The sequence below is a fragment of the Pseudomonas sp. QTF5 genome (assembly GCF_000512695.2).
GTDB lineage: Bacteria > Pseudomonadota > Gammaproteobacteria > Pseudomonadales > Pseudomonadaceae > Aquipseudomonas.
The window spans coordinates 26276-37884 of record NZ_AZRW02000007.1; the positions used below are offsets into that span (position 1 = coordinate 26276).

Consider the following 11609-nt stretch of genomic DNA (forward strand, 5'->3'; position numbering starts at 1 on the left):
CTCCCATGGCAAAAATACTGCAAAGAGCTGAGGCCAGCCGCTCTAGTGGAGTTGAAACCCAACGATTCAGAGCAACACCACGTCGTATTGTTCCTGGGAATACATGGTTTCCACCTGGAAACGAATGGTGCGCCCGATAAAGCCTTCGAGCTCTGCGACGTTGCCCGACTCTTCGTCGAGCAAACGGTCGACCACTTTCTGGTTCGCCAGCACCCGATAACCTTCAGCCTGATAGGCCCGGGCCTCACGCAGGATTTCACGGAAGATCTCGTAGCACACGGTTTCCGGAGTCTTGAGTTTGCCGCGACCCTGGCAACTGTTGCACGGTTCGCACAGCACTTGCTCAAGACTTTCGCGGGTGCGCTTGCGGGTCATCTGCACCAGGCCCAACTCGGTGATGCCGATGATGTTGGTCTTGGCGTGATCGCGCTCCAGTTGCTTCTCGAGGGTACGCAACACCTGGCGCTGATGCTCTTCATCTTCCATGTCGATGAAGTCGATGATGATGATCCCGCCCAGGTTACGCAGGCGCAGCTGACGGGCAATGGCGGTGGCGGCTTCGAGGTTGGTCTTGAAGATGGTTTCTTCGAGGTTGCGATGACCGACAAAGGCCCCGGTATTGACGTCGATGGTGCTCATGGCTTCTGCCGGATCGACCACCAGATAGCCGCCGGACTTGAGCGGCACCTTGCGTTCCAGGGCTTTCTGGATTTCGTCTTCGACGCCATATAAGTCGAAGATCGGCCGTTCGCCCGGGTAATGCTCCAGGCGGTCGGCGATTTCCGGCATCAGTTCGGCGACGAACTGCGTGGTTTTCTGGAAGGTTTCCCGCGAGTCGATGCGGATCTTCTCGATCTTCGGGCTCACCAGGTCACGCAAGGTACGCAGCGCCAGGCCGAGGTCTTCGTAGATCACACTCGGCGCGCTGATGGTCTTGATCTGTTCGTTGATCTGGTCCCAGAGCCTGCGCAGGTAGCGGATGTCCATGAGGATTTCATCGGCCCCGGCCCCTTCGGCAGCGGTGCGCAGAATGAAACCGCCGGCTTCCTTGATGCCTTCTGTGGCCACGCAGTCGGTGACCACTTGCTTGAGGCGGTCGCGCTCGGCTTCGTCTTCGATCTTCAGGGAAATGCCGACGTGGGCGGTGCGCGGCATGTACACCAGATAGCGCGACGGAATCGACAGTTGCGTCGTCAAGCGTGCGCCTTTGGAGCCAATCGGATCCTTGGTGACTTGCACCACCAGGCTCTGACCTTCATGAACCAGGGCACTGATGCTCTCCACCGCCGGGCCTTCGCGCAGGGAAATTTCCGAGGCATGAATGAACGCTGCACGGTCCAGGCCGATGTCGACGAAGGCGGCCTGCATGCCCGGCAATACCCGCACGACCTTGCCTTTATAGATGTTGCCGACGATCCCGCGCTTTTGCGTGCGCTCGACGTGGACCTCTTGCAGGACACCGTTTTCGACCACCGCCACGCGCGATTCCATCGGCGTGATGTTGATCAGGATCTCTTCACTCATGGCAGGGTCTCGTTCAGGCATGTTCACGATAATGGCCGCATCTTGTCAGTACGACGCTCAGCGCGCGTTAAGGGTTTGCCAACAGGGTATGCCGAAATGGCCGAGTAGCTCGAAGGTTTCGCACAGCGGCAATCCGACTACCGCCGAGTAGCTGCCATTGAGCCCGGCGACGAACACCGCACCCAGTCCTTGGATTCCGTAGCCGCCAGCCTTGTCCCGGGGTTCGCCGCTGGCCCAGTAGACCGCCGCTTCGTCGCGGTCGATGGTGCGAAAACGCACCAGACTGCGCACCACCAAAGACTCGCAGCGCTCGCCATCGCGCAGCGCAATCGCTGTCAGCACTTCATGCTCACTCCCGGACAACAGCATCAGCATGGCGCATGCGTCGGCTTCGTCCACCGGCTTACCGAGAATTTTCCCGTCCAGCACCACGGCGGTGTCGGCACCCAGCACGCAGAAATCCGCGTCGGACACGACCGTGCCGTGCCCGGCTTCGGCCTTGCCGCGCGCCAGACGCTCGACATAGGCCGATGGGGATTCTTCAGGTAAAGGGGTTTCATCGATGTCCGCGCTGATGACGGAGAACGACACGCCGATCTGCGTGAGCAGTTCACGCCGACGCGGCGAACCTGAGGCGAGGTACAGCTGTTTCATCAAGACATCTCCCTGCTAGCGCCCTGTCTCACAAATACTGTTCCTTTTCGGCGAGACAGAGCACCAGGTGCGGGCACATGCCTGACCGAATTAATTGATTTTGTAGCGTCGACGCAAACCGCGCAAACCGTAGCTGATCCATGGCCAGAGCAACGCGCTGACCAGTGCCGGCAACACCAGTGCCAGGGTTGGCTGACGATTGCCGGTCAGGGCGCTCAGCCACAACTGAACCAGTTGGGCGAGGCCGAAGATCACCAGGATCACCAGGCTCTGTTGCCACATCGGGAACATGCGCAGGCGCTGTTGCAACGACAGCACCAGGAAGGTAATGAGCGTGAGGATCAACGCGTTCTGGCCCAGCAACGTGCCATACAGCACGTCTTCGGCCAACCCCAGACACCAGGCGGTCACCATGCCGACTTTCTGCGGCAGGGCCAACGCCCAGAACGCCAACAGCAAGGCCAGCCACAGAGGACGCAGGATTTCCATGAATTGCGGCAGCGGCGAAACGCTGAGCAGCATGCCGATGGCGAAGGTCAGCCAGACCATCCAGCCGTTTTGGGATGAAGTAGTACCGCCCATTATTCTCTTCCCCCAGTGGTGGCCGGCGCGGAGACAGGCGGTTTGGCAGCAGGCTTCACGGCGGCGGGCTGGATCGTCGGTGGTTTGGCGGCGGCTGGTGCCGACGCGGGTGGCTTGCTGGCAGCATGGGCAGCGGCAGGTTTTGCCGGGGTCGCGGCAGCAGGTGTCGTCGCCGGAGCAGCCGGAGCAGCCGGAGCAGCGACGGTAGCCGGTATCACCGACACGGCCGGTTTCGGCACAGTCGCAGGAATGATCGGCCCACCGCCGTGCTGGTCCAGTGCTTCCTGAGCCTGGGCGGCGTCGTTGGCGCGTTCCTCGGCGGTGCGTCCGTCACTGAATACCAACAACAGATAACGGCTGCGGTTCAATGCGGCGGTCGGCACGGCACGGACGATGGCGAACGGCTGGCCGGAATCGTGGATCACTTCCTTGACCGTCGCCACCGGGTAACCCGCCGGGAAACGCTGACCGAGGCCGGAACTGACCAGCAGATCGCCTTCTTTAATGTCGGCGGTATCGGCCACATGACGCAGCTCAAGGCGTTCCGGGTTACCGGTGCCGCTGGCAATCGCCCGCAGACCGTTACGGTTCACCTGCACTGGAATGCTGTGGGTGGTGTCAGTCAGCAACAGGACGCGGGACGTGTACGGCATCAACTCGACCACCTGCCCCATCAGGCCGCGGGCATCGAGCACCGGCTGACCGAGGACCACACCGTCGCGCTCACCTTTATTGATGATGATGCGATGGGTAAAGGGGTTGGGGTCCATGCCGATCAACTCGGCCACTTCGACCTTCTCGTTGACCAGCGCGGAAGAGTTGAGCAACTCGCGCAGCCGAACGTTCTGCTCGGTCAGGGCAGCAAGCTTTTGCATGCGCCCCTGCAACAGCAGGTTTTCGGTTTTGAGTTTTTCGTTTTCGGCGACCAGTTCGGTCCGGCTGCCAAATTGGCTGGCCACACCCTGCCATAACCGCTGCGGCAAGTCGGTGATCCAGTAAGACTGCATCAGCACCAGCGACATTTGGCTACGCACTGGCTTGAGCAGTGTGAAGCGAGCATCGACCACCATCAGCGCGACCGATAGCACGACCAGCACCAACAAGCGCACGCCCAGTGAGGGGCCTTTGGTGAAAAGCGGTTTAATAAGCCGCTCCTCCCAGGCAAATGTTCTCTTTATTCATACGGCATCAAACCGGCCTGGATGCAGACTGACAGAAGATAAACGCCAACAGGCAGCACTGCAAAGTGCTGCCTGCGCGCGCTCAACAGCATAGAGGCGATCCGGCGACTTATTCGCTGGAAAGCAGGTCCATGGTGTGTTTATCCATCATTTCCAATGCACGGCCACCGCCGCGAGCAACGCAGGTCAGCGGGTCTTCGGCGACGATCACCGGCAGACCGGTTTCCTGGGCCAGCAACTTGTCGAGGTCGCGCAGCAAGGCACCACCACCGGTCAGTACCAGACCACGTTCGGCGATATCCGATGCCAGCTCCGGAGGCGATTGCTCCAGCGCACTTTTCACAGCCTGAACGATGGTAGCCAGGGACTCTTGCAGAGCTTCCAGCACTTCGTTGGAGTTCAGGGTGAATGCGCGTGGAACGCCTTCGGCCAGGTTACGGCCACGAACGTCGACTTCACGAACTTCGCCGCCCGGGTAGGCCGTACCGATTTCCTGTTTGATGCGCTCGGCGGTGGACTCGCCGATCAGGCTGCCATAGTTGCGACGCACGTAGGTGATGATCGCTTCGTCGAAGCGGTCGCCGCCAACCCGTACGGATTCGGCATAGACCACACCGTTGAGGGAGATCAGCGCGATTTCAGTGGTACCGCCACCGATATCGACCACCATCGAACCGCGTGCTTCTTCAACCGGCAAACCCGCACCGATTGCAGCAGCCATCGGCTCTTCGATCAGGAATACTTCACGGGCACCGGCACCAAGGGCCGATTCACGGATGGCACGACGCTCAACCTGGGTGGATTTGCATGGAACGCAGATCAGCACACGAGGGCTAGGCTGCAGAAAGCTGTTTTCGTGAACCTTGTTGATAAAGTACTGCAGCATTTTTTCGCAGACGCTGAAGTCGGCGATCACACCGTCCTTCATCGGACGAATGGCAGCAATGTTGCCCGGCGTACGGCCGAGCATGCGCTTGGCCTCGGTGCCGACAGCAACGACACTTTTCTGATTACCGTGTGTCCGAATAGCCACAACGGAGGGCTCATTCAGGACAATACCGCGCTCGCGCACGTAAATAAGGGTGTTGGCAGTGCCCAGGTCAATGGAAAGATCGCTGGAAAACATGCCACGCAGTTTCTTGAACATGGGAAAGGGACCCTAGGCAACGCGTGGGTAAAAAAGTGCGGCAAACTCTAACAACGACAGGGATTTTGGGCAAGGCGCCAATATGTTAAATTGGCCGCTTTTCTGTGCACCAAGCACCACAATCGCGGCCTTGAGACCGTAGATATGCGGTAGTGTTCCGACAATCTAACACACGGACGCGGTCCGTTTTGTTTTCCACTGGAGAATCCCATGGCGCTTGAACGCTCCGACGTGGAAAAAATCGCTCATCTGGCCTGCCTTGGCCTCAATGATGCCGATCTTCCACACATCACTTCGGCCCTGAACAGCATTCTCGGGCTGGTCGACGAAATGCAAGCGGTCGATACCGACGGTATCGAGCCGCTGGCCCACCCATTGGAAGCGAGCCAGCGCCTGCGTGCAGACGTCGTGACCGAAACCAATCATCGCGAGGCCTATCAGTCCATCGCACCAGCGGTCGAAAACGGCCTGTATCTGGTTCCGAAAGTCATCGACTAAAGGGAAAGAGCCTGCAATGCATCAATTGACTCTGGCCGAGATCGCCCGCGGACTCGCCGATAAAAAGTTTTCTTCCGAAGAGCTGACCAAAGTCCTGCTGGCGCGCATCGCCCAGCTCGATCCGCAGCTCAACAGTTTCATCAGCCTCACCGAAGACCTGGCGCTCACGCAGGCGAAAGCCGCTGACGCTCGTCGGGCCAACGGTGAGAGCGGCGCCCTGCTCGGCGCGCCGATCGCCCACAAAGACCTGTTCTGCACCCAAGGCATCCGCACCAGCTGCGGCTCGAAGATGCTCGACAACTTCAAAGCACCGTACGACGCCACCGTGGTCGCCAAACTGGCCGCTGCCGGGGCCGTGACCCTGGGCAAGACCAACATGGACGAATTCGCCATGGGGTCGGCCAACGAGTCGAGCTATTACGGCGCGGTGAAAAACCCGTGGAACCTGGACTGCGTTCCGGGCGGCTCGTCTGGCGGTTCGGCTGCTGCGGTGGCCGCTCGTCTGTTGCCAGCGGCGACGGGCACCGACACCGGCGGTTCGATTCGTCAGCCCGCTGCGCTGACCAACCTCACCGGCCTGAAACCGACGTACGGTCGCGTTTCGCGCTGGGGCATGATCGCTTACGCGTCCAGCCTCGATCAGGGCGGTCCATTGGCCCGCACCGCCGAAGACTGCGCGATCCTGCTGCAAGGCATGGCCGGTTTCGATCCAAACGACTCCACCAGCATTGATGAGCCGGTGCCGGATTACAGTGCCAGCCTCAACGGTTCACTGCAGGGCCTGCGCATCGGCGTACCTAAAGAGTATTTCAGCGCAGGTCTCGACCCGCGTATCGCCGACCTGGTCATGGCCAGCGTTGAAGAGCTGAAAAAGCTCGGCGCCGTGGTCAAGGAAATCAGCCTGCCGAACATGCAGCACGCAATCCCTGCGTACTACGTGATCGCCCCGGCGGAAGCATCTTCCAACCTGTCGCGTTTCGACGGCGTGCGTTTCGGCTATCGCTGCGAAGACCCGAAAAACCTGGAAGACCTGTACAAGCGTTCCCGTGGCGAAGGTTTCGGCCCGGAAGTGCAGCGCCGGATCATGGTCGGTGCCTACGCGCTGTCGGCCGGTTACTACGACGCCTACTATTTGAAGGCGCAGAAGATTCGTCGTCTGATCAAGAACGACTTCATGGCTGCCTTCAATGAGGTCGACATCATCCTCGGCCCAACCACGCCGAACCCGGCCTGGAAGCTCGGCGCCAAGAACAGCGACCCGGTCGCTGCGTACCTGGAAGACGTCTACACCATCACCGCCAACCTCGCCGGTCTGCCGGGCTTGTCCATGCCTGCAGGTTTTGTCGATGGCCTGCCGGTCGGCGTGCAGTTGCTCGCCCCGTATTTCCAGGAAGGTCGCCTGTTGAACGTTGCCCATCAGTATCAGTTGAACACTGACTGGCACACCCGCACCCCAACCGGCTTCTGAGGAGAAACACATGCAATGGGAAGTCGTGATCGGGCTGGAGATTCATACCCAGCTCACCACCCGGTCGAAAATCTTTTCCGGTAGTTCCACCACCTTCGGTTCCGAGCCGAACACCCAGGCCAGCCTGGTTGACCTGGGCATGCCCGGCGTATTGCCGGTGCTGAACCAGGAAGCGGTGCGCATGGCGGTGATGTTCGGTCTGGCCATCGATGCCGAGATCGGTCAGCACAACGTGTTCGCCCGTAAAAACTATTTCTACCCGGACCTGCCCAAGGGCTACCAGATCAGCCAGATGGAATTGCCGATCGTCGGCAAGGGTCACCTGGATATCGCCCTGGAAGACGGCACGGTCAAACGCGTAGGCATCACCCGCGCGCACCTGGAAGAAGACGCCGGTAAAAGCCTGCACGAAGAATTCAGCGGCGCCACCGGCATTGACCTGAACCGCGCTGGCACACCGTTGCTGGAGATCGTTTCCGAGCCGGACATGCGCAGCGCCAAGGAAGCCGTGGCTTACGTCAAGGCTGTCCACGCGCTGGTGCGTTACCTCGGCATCTGCGACGGCAACATGGCAGAAGGCTCGCTGCGTTGCGACTGCAACGTGTCGATCCGTCCGAAAGGCCAGGTTGAATTCGGTACACGCTGCGAGATCAAGAACGTCAACTCGTTCCGCTTCATCGAGAAAGCGATCAATAGCGAAGTGCAGCGTCAGATCGAGTTGATCGAAGACGGCGGCAAGGTGATCCAACAGACCCGTCTGTACGATCCGAACAAGGACGAAACCCGTCCGATGCGCAGCAAAGAGGAAGCCAACGACTACCGTTACTTCCCCGATCCGGACCTGCTACCGGTGGTCATCGAGGACTCGTTCCTCGACGATGTGCGCGCCACCCTGCCGGAACTGCCACCGCAGAAACGCGAGCGCTTCCAGGAACAGTTCGGTCTGTCGGTCTACGACGCCAGCGTCCTGGCCACCAGCCGCGAGCAAGCCGATTACTTCGAGAAAGTCGTGAGCATCAGCGGCGACGCCAAACTGGCGGCGAACTGGGTGATGGTTGAACTGGGCAGCCTGTTGAACAAGCAAGGCCTGGACATCGACCAGTCGCCGGTTTCGGCCGAGCAATTGGGCGGCATGCTGCTGCGCATCAAGGACAACACCATCTCCGGCAAGATCGCCAAGGTGGTCTTTGAAGCCATGGCCAACGGCGAAGGCAGCGCAGACGAGATCATCGACAAGCGCGGCCTCAAGCAAGTGACCGACACCGGTGCGATCTCGGCGGTGCTGGACGAAATGCTCGCGGCCAATGCCGAGCAGGTCGAACAATACCGCGCGGCAGATGAAGCCAAACGCGGCAAAATGTTCGGCTTCTTCGTCGGCCAGGCCATGAAAGCCTCCAAAGGCAAGGCCAACCCGCAACAGGTCAACGAACTGCTTAAAAGCAAGCTCGAAGGCTGATGAGAATGGAGCCAGCATTCAAACCTGGCTCCATTGCCTGTGGGAGCGGGCTTGCTCGCGAAAGCGGTTCGGCACTCAACACAAGGTTGACTGTCAGAATGCATTCGCGAGCAAGCCCGCTCCCACATTTGTTTCCGGGATACCTTTTATGAAGCGTCTGTTCAGTGCCTGCGCCCTGCTCTCTTTGCTGGCCGGTTGCGCCAGTACCGATACCGTCGATCCACACGGCTACGACAAGACCGGCATGGCTTCGTATTACGGCGCCAAACACCATGGCAAACGCACCGCCAGCGGCGAGCGTTTTAACCAGCACGGCCTGACCGCCGCCCATCGCCAGTTGCCGTTCGGTACGCGGGTGAAGGTCACCAACCTGAACAACGACAAGTCCTGTGTAGTGCGCATCAACGACCGCGGGCCATACTCTCGTGGGCGTCTGATCGATATATCACGTGAAGCGGCCGAACAGTTGGGCATGCTGCGCAGCGGTACCGCGAAGGTTCGCGTGCAAGCCCTCGACGACTGATAGACGGAGCGCTGACTATTTTCGGACTTGCCGATTTACCCCTGATCAGCGTGATTGAATTGTTCAGCGGTCTGTTTTTACTGATCGTAGGCGCCGAACTGATGGTGCGCGCCGCCGTGCGCCTGGCCGCACGACTGCATGTGCGGCCGCTGATCATCGGCCTGACCATCGTGGCCCTCGGCAGCAGCGCGCCGCAGATGGCGGTCAGCTTGCAAGCCACCCTGGCGCAAAACGCCGACATCGCCGTCGGCAGCGTGATCGGCAGCAGCATCTTCAACATCCTCGTCACCCTCGGGCTCTCGGCGCTGATTATTCCGCTGCGGGTTTCGCGGCAATTGGTGCGCCTGGATATTCCGCTGATGATCGGCGCCAGCCTGTTGGTGTTCGTACTGGCGTGGAACGAAGAACTGAACCGCACAGACGGGATTATTCTGCTGGGCGCGCTGGTGCTGTACCTGGGTTTGCTGCTGCGCCAGTCGCGACACTCGGCCCGTCCGCCATCGGGGGCTCACGAAGCGCCACAGGCACCGTGGTTCAGCAGCTTGCTGCTGATTGTCGCCGGGCTGGCGATGCTGGTGTTCGCCGGACATTTGCTGCTCGGCGCCGCGGTGGCGGTCGCGACCGACCTGGGGTTGTCGGAGCGGATCATCGGCCTGACCATCGTCGCCGTCAGCACGTCACTGCCGGAGCTGGCCACTTCGTTGATCGCTGCGTTGCGCGGTCAGCGGGACATCGCGGTGGGCAACGTGATCGGCAGCAACCTGCTCAACCTCTTGGGCGTCCTCGGGCTTACCGCATTGATCGCGCCGTCGCCGCTGTCGGTTTCACCCAACGCACTGGATTTCGATTTGCCGGTGATGCTCGGTGTCGCGGTGCTGTGCCTGCCGGTGTTCTATTCCGGCTACCGGGTGACTCGCGCCGAAGGCCTGCTGTTTTTGGGTTTGTACCTGGCCTATGGGCTGCACGTGGTGTCGTTTACCACGGGAATGCCGCTGGCCGGCAAGCTTGAACATCTAATGCTGTTTTTCGTCCTGCCAGCGCTGGGGGCGTTTTTGCTGTTCACGTCGCTGCGCGCCTGGCGTCGCCAACACCACAAGAGGGAATTGCCATGAGCACTGATAAAAAGCCCGGCGTTGAAGTCCGCCGCCAAGTGATGGGCGACGCGTTCGTCGACCGCGCCTTGGGTAACGCCACCGAGTTCACCCAGCCGTTGCAGGACTTCGTCAATGAACACGCTTGGGGCGGAGTGTGGAACCGTGAAGGTTTGCCGCTGAAAACCCGCAGCTTGATCACCCTCGCCGCGCTAACCGCGTTGAAGTGCCCGCAAGAATTGAAAGGCCATGTGCGCGGTGCACTGAACAACGGCTGCACCGTGGAAGAAATTCGCGAGGCGCTGCTGCATTGCGCGGTGTATGCCGGCGTGCCGGCGGCGATCGATGCGTTTCGGGCGGCGCAGGAAGTGATTGATACCTACCAGAAGCCGGAGTGAGTCGCTGACATTTCTGGTGGCTGTTCAGCCGTCTTCGCGAGCAAATCGAATGGATCTAAAAAACACCACAAATCCTGAAGCTAAATCCCCCCCCCCCACTGCAACAAAAAGATCCCGACGTTGGTGGTGACCGCCGCCATCAGCGTGGTAATCACAATGATCGCTGCCGCCAGTTCATGATTACCATTAGCTTGCCGAGCCATGACGAAACTGGCCGCGGCAGTCGGGCTGCCGAAGTACAGAAACAGAATCCCCAACTCCGCCCCGCGAAAACCCCAGAGCCAGGCACCAAGCGTCGCCAGCACCGGCAGACCGATCATCTTCACCAGGCTGGAACTCAGCGCCATCGTGCCGCTTTTGCGCATCGCCGCCAGCGACAACGTGCCACCGATGCAGATCAACGCCAACGGCAAGGTGGTTTGTGCCAGGTACTGGCCGGACTTTTCCAGCCACCCCGGCAAACCGATTTCGAAATAGGCAAATGGCGCCGCCGCAAACACGCTGATGATCAACGGGTTGACCATCACGCTTTTGCAGATACTCCACGGGTCAGACTTGATCACCGGGCTGTAGACCGCCAGCACGATGGTCGAAAGCGTGTTGTAGAACAGGATCACCAGCGCCGCGAGGATTGCCCCGAGGGAAATCCCGTAGTCGCCGTACATGCTCGCCGCCAGTGCCAGGCCGATAACGCCGTTGTTACCGCGAAACGCGCCTTGGGTGTAGATGCCCCGGTCTTCCCGCGGGCATTTCCAGATCGCCCAGACCCAGGCAATCGCAAAGCACGCCAGGGTCGCGACCGAGAAGTAGATCAGCAGCGCCGGTTGCAGCGCGGCATGCAGGTCGGCATGCAAGATGCCCAGAAACAGCAACGCCGGCATGGTGACGTTGAACACCAGGGCCGACGCGGTATGAATGAAATTGTCGTTGATCCAGTCGATGCGCTTGAGCAGCGCCCCCAGAAACAGCATGGCAAACACCGGTGCGGTGATGTTCAGGGTTTCGAGGAAAATAGCCAGCATGCCGGGGGAACCTTGGGTGGGCGTCGTTAGGGGGCTAATGATAAGCCACCAAGGACACCGGCGTC

At 60.2% G+C, this 11609-nt stretch carries 12 protein-coding genes; 6 read left to right on the plus strand and 6 right to left on the minus strand.

All coding sequences use genetic code 11. The features are described 5' to 3' along the window. Positions 1-66: 66 nt before the first annotated feature. The 5 genes from rng to mreB form a co-directional block, all read right to left on the minus strand. Positions 67-1524 carry a ribonuclease G gene (gene rng / locus IC37_RS07725; RefSeq protein ID WP_030128023.1) on the minus strand — a complete coding sequence of 486 codons (1458 nt, stop codon included), beginning with the start codon at positions 1522-1524 and terminating at the stop codon, positions 67-69. Between the two features lie 57 nt (positions 1525-1581). Beyond that, positions 1582-2178: a nucleoside triphosphate pyrophosphatase gene (locus IC37_RS07730; RefSeq protein WP_030128024.1), complete on the minus strand. Its 597-nt coding sequence runs from the start codon at positions 2176-2178 to the stop codon at positions 1582-1584. Positions 2179-2268: 90 nt separating this feature from the next. Then, the gene (gene mreD / locus IC37_RS07735) at positions 2269-2760 is read right to left on the minus strand and encodes a rod shape-determining protein MreD (protein ID WP_030128025.1); all 492 of its coding nucleotides are present in this window, start codon (positions 2758-2760) and stop codon (positions 2269-2271) included. Continuing rightward, positions 2760-3905 carry a rod shape-determining protein MreC gene (gene mreC / locus IC37_RS07740; protein ID WP_081729244.1) on the minus strand — a complete coding sequence of 382 codons (1146 nt, stop codon included), beginning with the start codon at positions 3903-3905 and terminating at the stop codon, positions 2760-2762. The genes mreD and mreC overlap by 1 nt, the downstream gene beginning before the upstream one ends. A gap of 145 nt (positions 3906-4050) precedes the next feature. Further along, positions 4051-5088, minus strand: coding sequence for a rod shape-determining protein MreB (gene mreB, locus IC37_RS07745; RefSeq protein WP_002555108.1), 1038 nt, complete (start codon positions 5086-5088; stop codon positions 4051-4053). A gap of 210 nt (positions 5089-5298) precedes the next feature. Here mreB and gatC point away from each other — a divergent pair, with 210 nt between their 5' ends. The 6 genes from gatC to IC37_RS07775 all read left to right on the plus strand — a co-directional run bounded on the left by gatC (position 5299) and on the right by IC37_RS07775 (position 10522). After that, a complete protein-coding gene (gene gatC, locus IC37_RS07750; protein ID WP_003221657.1) occupies positions 5299-5586 on the plus strand; it encodes an Asp-tRNA(Asn)/Glu-tRNA(Gln) amidotransferase subunit GatC in 288 nt (95 codons plus the stop codon). A 16-nt stretch (positions 5587-5602) separates the two neighbouring features. Next, complete coding sequence (gene gatA, locus IC37_RS07755; RefSeq protein ID WP_030128027.1) at positions 5603-7054, plus strand: Asp-tRNA(Asn)/Glu-tRNA(Gln) amidotransferase subunit GatA; 1452 nt, start codon at positions 5603-5605, stop codon at positions 7052-7054. A gap of 10 nt (positions 7055-7064) precedes the next feature. Continuing rightward, positions 7065-8510 carry an Asp-tRNA(Asn)/Glu-tRNA(Gln) amidotransferase subunit GatB gene (gatB, locus tag IC37_RS07760; protein WP_030128028.1) on the plus strand — a complete coding sequence of 482 codons (1446 nt, stop codon included), beginning with the start codon at positions 7065-7067 and terminating at the stop codon, positions 8508-8510. A 148-nt stretch (positions 8511-8658) separates the two neighbouring features. Further along, positions 8659-9033 carry a septal ring lytic transglycosylase RlpA family protein gene (locus IC37_RS07765; RefSeq protein ID WP_030128029.1) on the plus strand — a complete coding sequence of 125 codons (375 nt, stop codon included), beginning with the start codon at positions 8659-8661 and terminating at the stop codon, positions 9031-9033. A gap of 50 nt (positions 9034-9083) precedes the next feature. Next, positions 9084-10145 (plus strand): calcium/sodium antiporter, encoded by a 1062-nt coding sequence (locus tag IC37_RS07770; protein WP_030128030.1) that lies wholly within the window; start codon positions 9084-9086, stop codon positions 10143-10145. Beyond that, positions 10142-10522, plus strand: coding sequence for a carboxymuconolactone decarboxylase family protein (locus tag IC37_RS07775; RefSeq protein ID WP_030128031.1), 381 nt, complete (start codon positions 10142-10144; stop codon positions 10520-10522). Before IC37_RS07770 ends, IC37_RS07775 begins: the two co-directional genes overlap by 4 nt. Positions 10523-10602: 80 nt before the next feature. Here IC37_RS07775 and IC37_RS07780 read toward each other — a convergent pair whose 3' ends face one another. Further along, positions 10603-11544, minus strand: a complete 942-nt coding sequence (locus IC37_RS07780) for an AEC family transporter (RefSeq protein ID WP_095920344.1) — start codon at positions 11542-11544, stop codon at positions 10603-10605. Between the last annotated feature and the right edge of the window lie 65 nt (positions 11545-11609).

Bases quoted from the DNA above. Each gene is read 5' to 3' on its own strand.
- rng (WP_030128023.1), bottom strand. From the start codon at position 1,524: ATGAGTGAAGAGATCCTGATCAACATCACGCCGATGGAATCGCGCGTG.
- IC37_RS07730 (WP_030128024.1), bottom strand. From the start codon at position 2,178: ATGAAACAGCTGTACCTCGCCTCAGGTTCGCCGCGTCGGCGTGAACTG.
- mreD (WP_030128025.1), bottom strand. From the start codon at position 2,760: ATGGGCGGTACTACTTCATCCCAAAACGGCTGGATGGTCTGGCTGACC.
- mreB (WP_002555108.1), bottom strand. From the start codon at position 5,088: ATGTTCAAGAAACTGCGTGGCATGTTTTCCAGCGATCTTTCCATTGAC.
- gatC (WP_003221657.1), top strand. From the start codon at position 5,299: ATGGCGCTTGAACGCTCCGACGTGGAAAAAATCGCTCATCTGGCCTGC.
- gatA (WP_030128027.1), top strand. From the start codon at position 5,603: ATGCATCAATTGACTCTGGCCGAGATCGCCCGCGGACTCGCCGATAAA.
- gatB (WP_030128028.1), top strand. From the start codon at position 7,065: ATGCAATGGGAAGTCGTGATCGGGCTGGAGATTCATACCCAGCTCACC.
- IC37_RS07765 (WP_030128029.1), top strand. From the start codon at position 8,659: ATGAAGCGTCTGTTCAGTGCCTGCGCCCTGCTCTCTTTGCTGGCCGGT.
- IC37_RS07775 (WP_030128031.1), top strand. From the start codon at position 10,142: ATGAGCACTGATAAAAAGCCCGGCGTTGAAGTCCGCCGCCAAGTGATG.
- IC37_RS07780 (WP_095920344.1), bottom strand. From the start codon at position 11,544: ATGCTGGCTATTTTCCTCGAAACCCTGAACATCACCGCACCGGTGTTT.